Genomic DNA, 14,055 nt, shown 5'->3' on the forward strand with positions numbered 1-14,055 from the left:
TCAGCCCAGGGCGGACTTCACCGCGTCGGCCAGGCGGCCGGCCACGGAGCGGGCCTGGTCGATGTCGGCGGCCTCGACCATGACCCGGACCAGCGGCTCGGTGCCGGAGGGGCGCAGCAGGACGCGGCCGGTCTCGCCGAGCTCGCGCTCGGCCTCGGCGACCGCGGCGGCGAGGTCGGCGCTGGAGGCCACGCGGGACTTGTCCACGTCCGGGACGTTGATCAGCACCTGCGGCAGCCGCTCCATGACGGCCGCGAGGTCGGCCAGGGTGCGGCCGGTGGCGGCGACGCGGGCGGCCAGCAGCAGACCGGTGAGGGTGCCGTCACCGGTGGTGGCGTGGTCGAGGACGATCACATGGCCGGACTGCTCGCCGCCGAGCGCGTAGTCGTGGCTCTTCATCTCCTCCAGCACATAGCGGTCGCCGACCGCCGTCTGGACCAGCTCCAGGCCCTCCCGCCGCATGGCGAGCTTGAAGCCGAGGTTGGACATCACGGTGCCGACCACCGTGTTGTTGCGCAGGGTGCCAGCCTCGCGCATCGCCAGCGCGAGGACGGCGAGGATCTGGTCGCCGTCGACCTCCCGGCCGGTGGCGTCCACGGCCAGACAGCGGTCGGCGTCGCCGTCGTGGGCCACTCCGAGGTCGGCGTGCTGCTCGACCACGGCGGCCTGGAGTTTCGCCAGATGGGTGGAGCCGTGGCCGTCGTTGATGTTGAGACCGTCCGGCTCGGCGCCGATGGTGACGACCTCGGCCCCGGCGCGGGCGAACGCCTCCGGGGAGACCCGGGAGGCGGCGCCGTGGGCACCGTCGACGACGACCTTGATCCCGTCGAGCCGGCCCGGCAGCGCGGCGACCAGGTGGGCGACGTAGTTGTCGAAGCCCTCCTCGTAGTCGCGGACCCGGCCCACCCCGGCGCCGGTCGGCCGGTCCCACGGCTCGCCCGAGGCATGGGCGCGGTAGGTGGTCTCGATCCGGTCCTCCAGCTCGTCGGCCAGCTTGTGGCCGCCGCGGGCGAAGAACTTGATGCCGTTGTCGGGCATCGGGTTGTGGCTGGCGGAGAGCATCACCCCGAGGTCCGCGTCGAGCGCGCCGGTGAGATACGCGACCGCGGGCGTCGGCAGCACGCCCACCCGCAGCACGTCCACCCCGGCACTGGCCAGCCCCGCCACCACGGCGGCTTCCAGGAACTCCCCGGACGCGCGCGGATCCCGCCCGACCACGGCCACCGGCCGGTGGCCCTCGAAGGTTCCCGCTTCGGCGAGCACATGCGCTGCCGCGACCGACAGCCCGAGCGCCATCTCAGCTGTCAGGTCGGCGTTTGCGACACCGCGCACACCATCCGTACCGAAGAGTCGTCCCACTGGTGTCCTCCGAGATTGCGAGCTGGGGGGCAGGAGCTTGCTTGTAGGTATACGCCCCCTGGCGGCGATAGCCGAACGCCCCGGGGCACTGGTGGTGCCGCCGGGGCGTTCGAATGAACAGCGATTCCGCTGGGCCCGATGGGCTCGGGCGGATTAGCGCTTGCTGTACTGCGGCGCCTTGCGGGCCTTCTTCAGACCGGCCTTCTTACGCTCGGTGGCGCGGTCGTCACGGGTCAGGAAGCCGGCCTTCTTCAGCGGGCCGCGGTTGTTGTCCACGTCCGCCTCGTTCAGCGCGCGGGCGATGCCCAGGCGCAGCGCACCGGCCTGTCCGGAGACGCCGCCGCCGGAGATGCGGGCGATGACGTCGTAGCGGTCGTCCAGCTCGAGCACCTTGAAGGGCTCGTTGACTTCCTGCTGGTGCACCTTGTTGGGGAAGTACCCCTCAAGGGTGCGACCGTTGATCTTCCACTGGCCGCTGCCCGGCACGATGCGGACACGCGCCACGGCGTTCTTGCGGCGCCCGGTGCCGGCGGCCGGCTGCGGGTCACCGAAGCGGGAAGCGAGCGACTCGGAGGTGTACTCCGACTCGACCGTCTCAACGCTCTCGGTGGTGTACTCCTCGACCTCGAGGGGGGTCTCGGCGGTGGTCTCGGCCACGATGCTCCTCAGATTCTTTTCGTCTTAGGGGATGGCCGGGACTACTGCGCGACCTGGGTGATCTCGAACGGGACCGGCTGCTGAGCGGCGTGCGGGTGCTGGTCACCCGAGTACACCTTCAGCTTCGAGAGCATCTGACGGCCCAGGGTGTTCTTGGGGAGCATGCCCTTGATGGCCTTCTCGACGGCCTTCTCCGGGCTCTTCTCCAGCAGCTCGTCGTAGCGGATGGAACGCAGACCACCCGGGTAGCCGGAGTGGCGGTACGCCATCTTCTGGGTCCGCTTGTTGCCGGAGAGGTGCACCTTGTCGGCGTTGATGATGATGACGAAGTCACCAGCGTCGACATGCGGCGCGTATACGGGCTTGTGCTTGCCCCGCAGGAGGGTGGCAGCCTGGGTGGCCAGGCGGCCGAGAACGACGTCGGTGGCGTCGATGACGTGCCACTGACGCTGGACGTCGCCGGGCTTGGGGCTGTACGTACGCACGGTCGTAGCCTTCGCTTCTCAGTGTGGGGTCTCCTCAGGTTCGCGAGAACCGAGGGGACGGGTCCTTACAAGGCCACCCGGACGATCACGACAGCCCTGGCCGCACCTCGGTGACGCATCCGGGTGCATTGCCGCTGGTCATCGGCCCGGTGGACCGGCGTAACGGCCTCTCACGTGAGAACGAGCAAGCCAATACGCATAACGAACTGGCAGAATACCGGTCCGCCCCCGGACGGGTCAAAACACCTCCGGCGCACCCCTGCCACTCAGCGTTTACGCGCCACCCGGGCCTCGTCCCAGACCGGCTCGGTGACCTCACGGACCCGGCCGTCCGCGCCGAAGACCAGAAAGCGGTCGAAGGAGCGGGCGAACCAGCGGTCGTGGGTGACGGCCAGCACCGTGCCGTCGTAACGCTCCAGCCCCTCCTGGAGCGCCTCCGCGCTCTCCAGGTCCAGATTGTCCGTCGGCTCGTCCAGCAGCAGGGCGGTGGTCCCGGCCAGCTCCAGCAGCAGGATCTGGAAGCGGGCCTGCTGGCCGCCGGAGAGCTTGTCGAAGGGCTGGTCGCCCTGGCGCTCCAGCTCGTAGCGGCGCAGCGCGCTCATCGCGGCGCCCCGGTCCCGGGCGTGCTCGGTCCACAGGATGTCCACCAGGGTGCGCCCGGCCAGCTCGGGGTGGGCGTGGGTCTGGGCGAAGTGGCCGGGGACGACCCGGGCGCCCAGCTTCCACTCCCCGGTGTGCGCCACCTCCTCCCCCGCCAGCAGCCGCAGGAAGTGGGACTTCCCGGAGCCATTGCTGCCCAGCACCGCGACCCGCTCGCCGTAGAAGACCTCCAGGTCGAAGGGGCGCATCAGCCCGGTGAGCTCCAGCCCCCGGCAGGTGACGGCGCGCACTCCGGTACGGCCGCCCTTCAGCCGCATCCGGATGTCCTGCTCGCGCGGCGGCTCCTGCGGCGGGCCCGCCTCCTCGAACTTCCGCAGCCGGGTCTTGGCCGCCTGGTAGCGCCCGGCCATGTCCGAGTTGTACGCCGCCTTCTGCTTGAAGGTGAGCATCAGACGGCGCAGCTTGGCGTGCTCCTCGTCCCAGCGGCGGCGCAGCTCCTCGAAACGGGCGAAGCGCTCCTTGCGGGCCTGGTGGTAGCTGGCGAAGCCGCCGCCGTGCACCCAGACGTCACTGCCCGCCGGACCCGGCTCAACGCTGATGATCTTCTCGGCGGCGCGGGCCAGCAGCTCCCGGTCGTGGGAGACGAACAGCACGGTCTTCTTGGTCTCCCGCAGCCGCTCCTCCAGCCAGCGCTTGCCGGGGACGTCCAGATAGTTGTCCGGCTCGTCCAGCAGCAGCACCTCATCGGTGCCGCGCAGCAGCGACTCCAGGACCAGACGCTTCTGCTCACCGCCGGAGAGGGTGCGCACCTCGCGCCACTGGGCGCGTTCATAGGGGACGCCGAGCGCGGCCGAGGTGCACATGTCCCACACCGTCTCGGTCTCGTAGCCACCGGCCTCGGCCCAGTCGCTGAGCGCCTGGGCGTAGGCCATCTGGGCGGGCTCGTCGTCCCGCGTCATGATCGCGTACTCGGCGTCGTCCACGGCCTTCGCGGCCTGGCGGATCCGTGGCCGGGCGACGGAGACCAGCAGGTCGCGCACGGTCCGCTCATCCCGTACGGACCCCACGAACTGCGGCATCACCCCGAGACCGCCACCGACCGTCACCGATCCGCCGTGCGGCTGGAGTTCGCCCGCGATCAGCCTCAGCAGGGTGGTCTTGCCCGCGCCGTTGGCGCCGACGAGCGCGATCGCGGCGCCCTCCCCGACCCGGAACGACACATCGCCGAGCAGTGCTCGTCCATCGGGCAGGTAGTACTCCAGGTGTGCCGCCTCCAGATGACCCATGCCCGGATTGTGACCTCGCGGTCACGGTCCGGCCAACCGGTTTATGAGCTGGGCGGATTAAGATGCGCGCCATGAGCTTTGGGCATGGGGGACCGTACGGGCCCGGGGGTGGGGCGCCTCAGCCGCCGACACCGGACTGGAACGCGCTGGCGGACGACACCGCCGCGCGCGGCAGGCGCCGCACATGGCTGCTGGCCGGTGGTGGACTGCTCGCGACGGGCGCCGTGGCCGCGATCGTGGCCATCGCGGTGACCAGCAGCGACAACAAGGGCTCGGGCTCCGACGCGTCGGCGAGCCAACTGCCCACACCGCAGGACCTGCCGAGCGGCTCGTCCACTCCCGAGCCCACCTTCTCCAATGTGGCCCCACCGGCGCCGCCGAAGCCGCTGGACATCATCTCCAGCGCGAAGCGGGACAAGGCGCCGCTCAGCGCGGGAACCCTGTTCCCGGACAAGAAGGCGGTCACCCAGGGGCGCGGCTATACGAAGGCGGCGACGTCAGCCACCACCAACTGCGCCTCGGTGGCCCAGGGCGGGCTCGCCCCGGCGCTCACCGGCAACGGCTGCCGCAAGCTCTTCCGCGCGACCTACTCCCAGAACGGGGTCGGTGTCACCGTCGGCATCGCCGTCTTCGACACCAAGGCCGCGGCGGAGAAGGCGAAGAAGCAGGCCGAGGGCGGGGTCGCGGCCCTGTCCGGGGGCGGTGTGAACTTCTGCCACGGCCCGGTGTGCCGCCGATCCACCAACGCCATTGGCCGCTACGCCTACTTCACGATCTCCGGCTACACCTCGGGCAAGTCGGTGACCACGCGGGACACCAAGGCGCTGGGGGCCGGACGCGACCTCGCGGACTACGCCTTCCGCCGCATCCTGGCCCGCGGCAACGCCCAGGCGTCAGCGGCGGCCGGGGCCACCGACTGACGCCCGCGCGTCCTCAGGAGGCGTTCGCCTTCTTGAGCTTGGTGGTCTGCGCCTTCAACAGCTTCGCCGGAACATCGGACTTGCTGGGGTCCATCAGGTTCACCCCGAAGAACACGCTCAGCTGGGAACCGGCGCGCACCACGGCGAACTTCACCACGGCCTTGTCCTTGCTCGCGTCCAGCAGGTTGAAGGACAGCGACTCATCGCCCAGCCCGGGGTCGGCCTGCGGAGTCACCTTGGCGATATCGGACTTCTTCCCGGAGCCGTCCTTGGCGGCGAACCCGCCCTGACAGGCCGACACGGCGCCACGCAGGTCCTTGACCGTGCGCTCGGCGTCACCGCCGCCGTACGTGGAGAGCCGGATCAAGCCGGAGCCGCCCAGCTTCCCGCCCTTGGCCTGGGCGTACGTCCGGTAGACGGACGCCTTCGGCGCGGGGTCGAACGAGGACCCCATCAGCTGGGCGATCGGCTGGCATGCGGCCTTCTCGGCCTTGGCGGACCCGCCGTCGGAGAACTCCTTCTCCGACATCTTCTCGATCTCAAAGCCCTTGACATCGGCCTTGGTCACGGCGGCCCGCTCCAACTGCGCCGCGGACAGCGGTGCGGCGGCCGCGGTCTGCTCGTCCTTGGCGCCGTCCCCCTTGCCCTTGGCATCGTCGCTGTCGCCGCCGCACCCGGTCAGCAGACCGAGCGTCGCGGCCACCGCTGCCGCGACGACAACACGCGTACCAGACTTCATCACTATTCCGTCCATCTCAGATCGATGCCCCGCCCTCTTGTCCGAGGTCATCCAATAACGGTGGGACGCGGCACACCAAGGGATTTCCCTCACGATCCGATATCGCCCCCCATGTGCGGACCGCCGGAAGCGTCCGACCGTTGTACGGCATGCGCGCGTTGCGGCAATCTCCACCCGGTCGGGCACGGGCTGCGCCCGTATCCCACCCGGGACGGTGACCTGGCCATCGCATGCCCCACCACGGTGAATTGAGGCCCCGAAGCGAACGGAGTGTGTTTGACCCGGGCGACTTCGGTAACACTCGGTGATATCAGCCTCGAGCGAGGAAAACTCTGCGGAAGGCAGCACGATGTCAACAGTTACGCTCGTCATCCTGGTGGCGGTCCTGGGAGCCATGGCGGCGCTGGTGTTCGCCCCGTCGGTCCGCCAGAGCGGCCGCGGCGGACTCATGAACCGGTTCGGCCCCGAGTACGACCGGGCCGTCTCCCGGCACAACGGCGATGAGAAAGCCGCGCAGTGGGAGCTGAGCGAGCGGGTCCGTCACTACGGCAATCTGCCGATACAGCGCCTGTCACCGGAGGCCCGGGAGAGCTACGCGGCACGGTGGGCGGGCCTTCAGGAGCAGTTCGTCGACGCCCCCGCCCACGCGGTGCGGGAAGCCGACCGGCTGCTCGGTGAGTTGGCCGTCGAGCGCGGTTACGCCTCGACGTCCCACGAGGAGCAGATGGACGCGTTGTCCGTCCGCCACGCCCAAACCGTCGACGGCTACCGCCGACTGCATCTGATGGCCGCGCAGACCCGAGGCGACGGCGAGGTCGGGACCGAGCGGATGCGCGAGGCACTGGTCGCCGCCCGCGCGCTGTTCGAGGAGCTGGTCCGCGCCCAGCCCCAGGACAGGGGCCTGCGCCGCCGGCACCCCTCGCTGCGGCCGGTGCTGCCGCGGCAGAGCCGGGGCGGACAGCGCCCCGGCCGGATCCCTGGGCAGCGGCTGGGCCCCGCCCGGTGATCACCCGTCAGCCGTCGGCGGCCGATCCGGCGATCGGCCGCCGATGAGCCGGACGGCCAGGGCGAGAGTGTCGTCCGGGTGGAGGATCACGGTGTGCATATCCCGCGCGATCGCGCCGGGGATGTCCTCCGTCGGGCGGCCCCGGTGGCTCCGCGCGGCCTCCATCAGCCGCTTCTCGCCCTCGATCGGGTCCTTCCGGCTCTCGGTGAGCCCGTCGGTGTAGAGCAGCAGAAGGTCGCCCGAGGCCAGCCGCTCGCCGACCAGCCGGTCGCTTCCGGGCATCGGAAAGCCGATCCCGCGCCCACGGGCCTCCAGATATCGGGCCGTTCCGTCCTCCCGCAGCAGCAGCGCGGGAGGATGGCTGCCGTTGGCCACCCGCAGCTCACCGGTGGCCGGATTCACCCGGGCCAGCAGCACGGTGGCCATCACGCTCCGGTCGAAGGGCAGCAGGATCTCGTCGGTCCGCGCCACGATCGACTCCAGGTGATGGCCCTCCAGGGCGAGGGTGCGCACCGCGTGGGTGACATTGAGCGCGCTGCGCGTACTGGTCACGCCGTGTCCGAGGGCGTCCACGATGGTGATGTGGACGGTGCCGTCGGGCAGGACGAACCAGTCGTAGAGATCCCCGCCGGTGGGGGCGTCGGTGCCCGCCGGAGCGTAGTGGACGGCCAGTTCGAGCCCCTCGACCTCCAGCGGGGAGGGGCGCAGCGCGTCCTCGAGTTCCCGCAGGGTCTGGCCGTGGGCGGTGCGCAACTGCTCGTCGCGCTCGTCGAGCTGGACGTAGAGGGCGAGAACCCCGCTGTTGGTCTCCTCCAGTTCGTCCTTCAGCCTGCGGTGCTCGGCGGTGAGCGCGTCGGCGCGGGCCACCACGGCGCGCAACTCCTCGTCGGCGAGCGCGGCATCGTCGGACGAACCGCCGCCGTTGACGGAGCCGCCCGCTGGGCCGGTGCCGTTCCCGAGCGGTCCGGGCGCCGCCGCGCGGGCCGGAAGCCGCCACACCACCTCCAGACCGTGCACCGCGTCCGCGGGCAGCGGCAGCTCCGTCACCGACCGCGGGGCCGGGGGCCGGGCCGTGCGCAGCGTGACCGTGAGCACGCCCAGACCACTGCCCCGCGCATTGCGGTCCCGCTCGAACGACCAGGTCACGCTGGTGCCCTCGGCGGTCCGTACGGCCTCCGCCGCGACCTCGGCCGCCGACAGCACCAGCCGTCCCCGGAGCATGGGATCCAGGCCGTGGTCATGGGCCAGCCGTCGTACGGCCCGGCACACCTCCGCCCTGGTGGCGCATCCAGCGGTCCGGGTCGTCATGGCAGCCTCGGTGTCTGTGGGGGTCTGGACGCCAGGACCGTCGCGTCGTCACGGAGCCGACGGTGGCCGTGGGCGAGCGCCGCGGACAGCAGGGACGGGGGCAGGCGCAGCAGGGACGGCGACGGCTCACGCGCCCACCGGCAGTCGATACCGTCGCTGTACAGCACCACGGTGGCCCCCGGCGGCACCGGAAAGCCGTGGGTGCGCGGTGTCGGCATGCTCCAGCCGACCACCCCGGGCTGCCCGGTCAGCCGGTGGTGCGCCCCCGCGTGGGAGAGGGTCAGCGTGCGGACATTGCCGATACCGCAGTAGTCGGCGCTCTCCGGGCGCAGCCGCAGCAGCCCGACGGCGGCCCCCCGGGTGCGGCGCAGGGCGCGGTTCATCACGGTGAGCAGATCGGGCAGTGGCCGATCGGGGTCGGCGAGGAAGGACCGCAGGGCCACTTGGGCCGCCTCGGCCGCCTGCGGGCCGTGGCCCAGCCCGTCCAGGACGGCGGCGGTGCGGGTCTCACCGGTCTGCACCACCGCGCGGGCGTCACCGCAGTCCTCCTCCCCCTCCACCGCCAGACACACCGAGCCCACGTCCTGGAGCGCGGTCTCGCGGTCGCCGGGCGGGGTGAGCCGGGCGCATGCCCAGGTCCCGCCACCGGCGTCGGCCCCGGTGCGGATGGTGAAGTGGGTGGCCATCCGGCTCACCGCGCCCAGCCCCACCCCCAGCGTGCCGGCCGTGGTGTAGCCATCGGTCAGACAGCGCTCCAGCTCCGGCATCCCCGGGCCGCGGTCGGCGGCCAGGATCTCCACCCCGGCCCCGAGCGGGGTCGGCTGGATGTAGAGCGTGCCGTCGCTGGCGTGCTTGTCGAGATTGCTCGCCAGCTCCGAGGCGATCACCGCCGCCCGGTCGGGCAGCGCGCCCGGCAGCCCGCAGTCCTGCGCCACACCGCGGGCGGTCACCGCGGCCAGATGCACCGCGCTGTGGTGATCCACCCGTACCGCGGAGGTGGGCGGTGCGCTGGTGCGGATCACCGGGCCGTCCAGCGGGTGGCGGTCACCACAGTGCCCTCACCCGGCCCGGTCCGCACCGTGAACTCGTCCATCAGCCGCCGGGCGCCGCCCAGTCCATGGCCCAGGCCCGAGCCCGTGGTGAAGCCGTCGGTCAGCGCCGCGTCCAGATCCGCGATACCCGGTCCGTCGTCCTTGACCACCAGCCGCAGCCCCCGGGCGCCAGGTCGCCGCGGATACTCGATGGTGACAAGGCCGCCGCCGCCATGGACATACGCGTTACGCGCCAGCTCGCTCGCCGCCGTGACCACCCGGGTCTGGTCCACCAGGCCGAAACCGACCTCCACCGTGGCCGCGCGCACCGCGTGCCGGACCGTCAGCAGATCCTCCTCGGTCCGCACCATATGGGCCGACGGCGCGAGAGCGCCCTCCTCCGCGGAGGTGGGGACCGCCGTCCCCCACGACGCCAGGGCCGACTCACCGGGCGGCGCCACGCCGGGACCCTCCCACGGACTGCTCGGCCTGCCGCCACCCCAGCGCGGCCAACCCCTGCTCGGGGTTGAGCGCGGTCTCCACCCCGACCAGTTCGATCCCCAGCTCGACCAGGGTGATAGCCACCGGCGGCCGCATCCCCGCCACGATGACCCGCGCGCCCAGCAGCCGCGCCACGGTGGTCAGTTCCATCAGGGTGCGCGCCACGAAGGAGTCGATGATCTCCAGCCGTGAGATGTCGATGAGCACCCCGCGAGCGCCCTCCGCCGAGATGCGCTCGGTCAGCTCCTCGGTGAAGGCGACGGCGGCCCCGTCGTCCAGCTCATTGAGCAGCCCGGTGACCAGCACATCACCCAGCCGCAGAATCGGCACGCCCGCCGGGCGGGGCGCGGTCACCGGCCCTCTCCGTCGTCCCCGTCGGGGCCCGGACCGTCGATGAGCTTGATCGCGGCCGCCAGCGCATCGGCCAGCGTCGCCCGGGTGAGGATGGCGGACAGATCGATACCGAGCTGGGCGATGGTCTGCGCGATCGACGGCCGGACCCCGCTGATCACACAGTCCGCGCCCATCAGCCGAACCGCGTTGACGGTCTGCATCAGATGCTGGGCGACCGCGGTGTCCACCGTGGGCACACCCGTGATGTCCACGATCGCGACCAGCGCCTCGTGGTCCTGTATGGCCTGAAGCAGGTTCTCCATCACCACCTGCGTCCGGGCGGTGTCCAGTGTGCCGATCAGCGGCACCGCCAGCACCTGCCGCCACAGCCGCACCACCGGCGTCGACAGCTCCATCAACTGCTGGCTCTGCCGCCGGATGATCTCCTCGCGGCCCTCGACATAGGTCTCGAACGACAGCGCTCCGGCCACATCCAGCAGCCGGTTGAGGAACACCGCCGACGCGAACAGCTCCTCCGCGTCCCGGGTCTCCCGCTGCACCGCCTTGAGCAGCGCCTCCTTGAGCGCGAGCACCGCGAGCGAGGTCACCGTCGGGGTGGCCCCGCCCCGCGCCCGGCGCATCGACAGCCGCACCACCGCTTCCTGGAGGCCGGAGTTGGAGGTGACGACCCGGTCCACCGGCGCCCCGCTCTCCAGACCGGGCACCAGCGCGTCGATCAACGCATCGGCCTCTTCGCGGAGTTCGGCCTCACTGATGTCCGTCCCCAGCAGCGCCTGTTCCAGCTGCAACTCCACCCAGCGGTCGGCGATTTCCGCGTCCCGCTCACGCAGAGCCCTGGTCAGGCGTTCCCGTACGGCGGCCTCACTGGTACTCACGCGCATCCCTTTCGCGGCAGCCTGCGCTCAGTTGTCGGACGGCAAATGCTATCGATCTTCCAGATACCCCGGAAGACGATTCCCGCCCATCCCAGGGTCCCCATCCCGCCGCCTCCCCCGGCCTTCTCACGCCTTCCGTCCCGGCGCCCGGCCGACTCCCGACGCCATCCGCGGCGCCGAGTACCCCGCTGCGCACAGCTCACACCCGCCCGCGGCGGAACGGGAGTCAGCAGCACCCCGCGTTCAGGTCCACCGCGGTGGCCGCGCCCGGGAGGGAACGCTTGTTGCGGGAGGCGCGGTTGCGGGCCGCGAGCTGGTCATCGGCGGGGTAGCCGACCTCTTCGAGGGTCAGTCCGTGGGGGCGGACGACATGGACGGCGGAATCGCGCACACCGGCGGCCAGCACCTTCCCGGGCCAGTCCGGGGAGCGGTGGCCGTCGCCGACGAAGAGCAGCGCGCCGACCAGCGAGCGCACCATGTTGTGGCAGAAGGCGTCGGCGCGCACCGTGGCGGTGATGACGCCGTCCGCGCCGCGCTCCCAGCTCAGCCGCTGAAGGGTGCGGATGGTGGTGGCGCCGTCGCGGCGCTTGCAGTACGCCGCGAAGTCGTGTTCGCCCAGCAGCCGTGTCGAGGCGGCGTTCATCGCGTCGACGTCCAGCGGCCAGTCGTGCCAGAGCACATGGCCGCGCAGCAGCGGATCGACACCGCCGGGGTGGTCGACGACGCGATAGGCGTAGCGGCGCCAGATCGCGGAGAAGCGGGCGTTGAAACCGGCGGGTGCCTCGGTGACGCGCCAGACGCGGACATCGTGCGGCAGCCGGCCCGCGAGGCGGCGCAGCAGTTTGTCCCGGTGCTCGGCCCACAGCGGCTCCGGCAGGTCGACATGGGCGACCTGCCCACGGGCGTGCACCCCCGCGTCGGTACGGCCCGCGACGGTCAGCTCATAGGTCTCGGACGAGCGGGTGACCGTACGCAGCGCCCTCTCCAACTCGCCCTGGACGGTGCGCCGTTCGCGCTGTTTCGCCCAGCCCGAGAAGTCCGCGCCGTCATAGCTCAGGTCCAGCCGGACCCGTACGAAGCCGGGCGCCGCCTCGTCACTCACCACAGTTCCTCTCGATACGCGGGACATGCGGAAAGGCCCGCCCCTGTTCTGGGGCGGGCCCGTCCATGGCCGTCAGACGGCGCAGGCGTCCGGCTCACCTCCGCTCGCGCGGAGAGTGGACTCAGGCGTCCTTGGACTCCTCGGCCGGAGCCTCGGTGGCCTCGGCCTCGGCGACCGGAGCCTCGTCCTTCTTCAGGTCCGCGACCGCCTGGTCACCAGCAGCGTCCTTGGCGGAGCGCTGGGTGGCGGCCTCGGCCTCGCCGACAGCCTCCTGCTGCACGGTCAGCGCCTCGACCAGCTCGATGACCGCCATCGGGGCGTTGTCGCCACGGCGGTTACCGATCTTGGTGATACGGGTGTAGCCACCCGGCCGGTTCTCGTAGCGCGGCGCGATCTCGGTGAAGAGAGTGTGCACAACGCTCTTGTCACGGATGCTCTGGAGCACCAGACGGCGGTTGTGAAGGTCGCCCTTCTTCGCCTTGGTGACCAGCTTCTCCGCGACCGGGCGCAGGCGGCGGGCCTTCGCCTCGGTGGTGGTGATCCGGCCGTGCTCGAACAGCGCGGTGGCGAGGTTCGCCAGCATGAGCCGCTCGTGCGCAGCGCTGCCGCCCAGACGGGCGCCCTTGGTGGGCTTCGGCATGTGTTTCTCCTAGGTGTCTGCACCGGCCGTGTCAGGTACCGGTGTCAGTGAACAAAATCCAGCCCGTCCGGCGATTGAGGACAAGACCTCAGCCACAGCGGACCGGCAGGTTCTAGTACTGCTCGGTCTCCACAAAGCCGGCGTCCGCGTCGTCGTCGGCGCCGAAGGCGTCAGCCGCGGCGGTCGGGTCGAACCCGGGCGGGCTGTCCTTGAGCGCCAGGCCCATCCCGGCCAGCTTCGCCTTGACCTCGTCGATCGACTTGGCGCCGAAGTTGCGGATGTCCAGCAGGTCCGCCTCGGAGCGGGCCACCAGTTCGCCCACCGAGTGGATGCCCTCACGCTTGAGGCAGTTGTACGAGCGGACGGTGAGCTCGAGCTCCTCGATCGGCAGCGCCAGATCGGCGGCCAGCGCGGCATCCGTCGGGGACGGGCCCATGTCGATGCCCTCGGCGTCCACGTTCAGCTCGCGGGCCAGACCGAACAGCTCGACCAGGGTCTTACCGGCCGACGCCATGGCGTCGCGCGGGCGCATGGCCTGCTTGGTCTCGACGTCGACGATCAGCTTGTCGAAGTCGGTGCGCTGCTCGACACGGGTCGCCTCGACCTTGTACGTGACCTTGAGCACCGGCGAGTAGATCGAGTCGACCGGAATCCGGCCGATCTCCTGGCCGACCTGCTTGTTCTGGACGGCGGAGACATAGCCGCGACCGCGCTCGACGGTCAGCTCCATCTCCAGCTTGCCCTTGCCGTTCAGCGTGGCCAGGACCAGGTCCGGGTTGTGCACCTCGACACCGGCCGGCGGGGCGATGTCCGCGGCGGTGACCAGGCCGGGGCCCTGCTTGCGCAGGTACATCACGACCGGCTCGTCGTGCTCCGAGGAGACGACCAGCTGCTTGATGTTGAGGATGAGGTCGGTGACGTCCTCTTTGACGCCCGGCACGGTGGTGAACTCGTGCAGGACCCCGTCGATCCGGATGCTGGTGACAGCGGCACCGGGGATCGAGGAGAGGAGCGTACGACGCAGGGAGTTTCCGAGGGTGTAGCCGAAGCCCGGCTCCAGCGGCTCGATCACGAACCGGGAGCGGAACTCGTCGACGACCTCTTCGGTCAACGAGGGACGCTGAGCGATCAGCATGGGTTTTGCCTCCAGTCTTCGGCGCCCGCTATTTGACGCCGAACCCTTCTATGGTAC

The 14,055-nt window shown here is 71.0% G+C and carries 15 protein-coding genes; 2 read left to right on the forward strand and 13 right to left on the reverse strand.

All coding sequences use genetic code 11. The features are described from left to right. The 4 genes from glmM to AC4BEG_RS13915 form a co-directional block, all read right to left on the reverse strand. The gene (glmM, locus tag AC4BEG_RS13900) at positions 1-1,359 is read right to left on the reverse strand and encodes a phosphoglucosamine mutase (protein WP_490706208.1); all 1,359 of its coding nucleotides are present in this window, start codon (positions 1,357-1,359) and stop codon (positions 1-3) included. A gap of 153 nt (positions 1,360-1,512) precedes the next feature. Continuing rightward, a complete protein-coding gene (rpsI, locus tag AC4BEG_RS13905; protein ID WP_490706209.1) occupies positions 1,513-2,016 on the reverse strand; it encodes a 30S ribosomal protein S9 in 504 nt (167 codons plus the stop codon). Positions 2,017-2,057: 41 nt separating this feature from the next. Further along, the gene (gene rplM / locus AC4BEG_RS13910; RefSeq protein WP_044571628.1) at positions 2,058-2,501 is read right to left on the reverse strand and encodes a 50S ribosomal protein L13; all 444 of its coding nucleotides are present in this window, start codon (positions 2,499-2,501) and stop codon (positions 2,058-2,060) included. 266 nt (positions 2,502-2,767) lie between these two features. After that, the gene (locus AC4BEG_RS13915; RefSeq protein ID WP_490706210.1) at positions 2,768-4,387 is read right to left on the reverse strand and encodes an ABC-F family ATP-binding cassette domain-containing protein; all 1,620 of its coding nucleotides are present in this window, start codon (positions 4,385-4,387) and stop codon (positions 2,768-2,770) included. Positions 4,388-4,458: 71 nt separating this feature from the next. On the opposite strand from AC4BEG_RS13915, the gene AC4BEG_RS13920 reads away from it, so the two are divergent. Beyond that, positions 4,459-5,307, forward strand: coding sequence for a hypothetical protein (locus AC4BEG_RS13920; RefSeq protein WP_490706211.1), 849 nt, complete (start codon positions 4,459-4,461; stop codon positions 5,305-5,307). A gap of 13 nt (positions 5,308-5,320) precedes the next feature. Here AC4BEG_RS13920 and AC4BEG_RS13925 read toward each other — a convergent pair whose 3' ends face one another. Then, positions 5,321-6,046: a hypothetical protein gene (locus tag AC4BEG_RS13925; RefSeq protein ID WP_490706212.1), complete on the reverse strand. Its 726-nt coding sequence runs from the start codon at positions 6,044-6,046 to the stop codon at positions 5,321-5,323. A 349-nt stretch (positions 6,047-6,395) separates the two neighbouring features. Here AC4BEG_RS13925 and AC4BEG_RS13930 point away from each other — a divergent pair, with 349 nt between their 5' ends. Continuing rightward, positions 6,396-7,052: a hypothetical protein gene (locus AC4BEG_RS13930; protein ID WP_490706213.1), complete on the forward strand. Its 657-nt coding sequence runs from the start codon at positions 6,396-6,398 to the stop codon at positions 7,050-7,052. Here AC4BEG_RS13930 and AC4BEG_RS13935 read toward each other — a convergent pair whose 3' ends face one another. The 8 genes from AC4BEG_RS13935 to AC4BEG_RS13970 form a co-directional block, all read right to left on the reverse strand. Continuing rightward, on the reverse strand, positions 7,053-8,360 hold the full coding sequence (locus tag AC4BEG_RS13935; protein ID WP_490706214.1) for a PP2C family protein-serine/threonine phosphatase: 1,308 nt from the start codon (positions 8,358-8,360) through the stop codon (positions 7,053-7,055). Beyond that, positions 8,357-9,382, reverse strand: coding sequence for a SpoIIE family protein phosphatase (locus tag AC4BEG_RS13940; protein WP_490706215.1), 1,026 nt, complete (start codon positions 9,380-9,382; stop codon positions 8,357-8,359). The genes AC4BEG_RS13935 and AC4BEG_RS13940 overlap by 4 nt, the downstream gene beginning before the upstream one ends. Then, positions 9,379-9,852 carry an ATP-binding protein gene (locus AC4BEG_RS13945; RefSeq protein WP_490706216.1) on the reverse strand — a complete coding sequence of 158 codons (474 nt, stop codon included), beginning with the start codon at positions 9,850-9,852 and terminating at the stop codon, positions 9,379-9,381. The genes AC4BEG_RS13940 and AC4BEG_RS13945 overlap by 4 nt, the downstream gene beginning before the upstream one ends. Further along, positions 9,836-10,246 (reverse strand): STAS domain-containing protein, encoded by a 411-nt coding sequence (locus tag AC4BEG_RS13950; RefSeq protein ID WP_490706217.1) that lies wholly within the window; start codon positions 10,244-10,246, stop codon positions 9,836-9,838. Before AC4BEG_RS13950 ends, AC4BEG_RS13945 begins: the two co-directional genes overlap by 17 nt. Then, the gene (locus tag AC4BEG_RS13955; protein ID WP_490706218.1) at positions 10,243-11,121 is read right to left on the reverse strand and encodes an STAS domain-containing protein; all 879 of its coding nucleotides are present in this window, start codon (positions 11,119-11,121) and stop codon (positions 10,243-10,245) included. Before AC4BEG_RS13955 ends, AC4BEG_RS13950 begins: the two co-directional genes overlap by 4 nt. Before the next feature lie 226 nt (positions 11,122-11,347). Next, positions 11,348-12,223, reverse strand: a complete 876-nt coding sequence (truA, locus tag AC4BEG_RS13960) for a tRNA pseudouridine(38-40) synthase TruA (RefSeq protein ID WP_490706219.1) — start codon at positions 12,221-12,223, stop codon at positions 11,348-11,350. A 121-nt stretch (positions 12,224-12,344) separates the two neighbouring features. Next, positions 12,345-12,863, reverse strand: coding sequence for a 50S ribosomal protein L17 (rplQ, locus tag AC4BEG_RS13965; RefSeq protein WP_490706220.1), 519 nt, complete (start codon positions 12,861-12,863; stop codon positions 12,345-12,347). A 112-nt stretch (positions 12,864-12,975) separates the two neighbouring features. Then, complete coding sequence (locus AC4BEG_RS13970) at positions 12,976-13,998, reverse strand: DNA-directed RNA polymerase subunit alpha (protein WP_009715858.1); 1,023 nt, start codon at positions 13,996-13,998, stop codon at positions 12,976-12,978. Positions 13,999-14,055 lie beyond the last annotated feature (57 nt).

Source organism: Streptomyces sp. JLBJ103 (genome assembly GCF_058215575.1).

Bases quoted from the DNA above. Each gene is read 5' to 3' on its own strand.
- rplQ (WP_490706220.1), bottom strand. From the start codon at position 12,863: ATGCCGAAGCCCACCAAGGGCGCCCGTCTGGGCGGCAGCGCTGCGCAC.
- AC4BEG_RS13930 (WP_490706213.1), top strand. From the start codon at position 6,396: ATGTCAACAGTTACGCTCGTCATCCTGGTGGCGGTCCTGGGAGCCATG.
- AC4BEG_RS13970 (WP_009715858.1), bottom strand. From the start codon at position 13,998: ATGCTGATCGCTCAGCGTCCCTCGTTGACCGAAGAGGTCGTCGACGAG.
- AC4BEG_RS13925 (WP_490706212.1), bottom strand. From the start codon at position 6,046: ATGAAGTCTGGTACGCGTGTTGTCGTCGCGGCAGCGGTGGCCGCGACG.
- AC4BEG_RS13935 (WP_490706214.1), bottom strand. From the start codon at position 8,360: ATGACGACCCGGACCGCTGGATGCGCCACCAGGGCGGAGGTGTGCCGG.
- AC4BEG_RS13915 (WP_490706210.1), bottom strand. From the start codon at position 4,387: ATGGGTCATCTGGAGGCGGCACACCTGGAGTACTACCTGCCCGATGGA.
- AC4BEG_RS13920 (WP_490706211.1), top strand. From the start codon at position 4,459: ATGAGCTTTGGGCATGGGGGACCGTACGGGCCCGGGGGTGGGGCGCCT.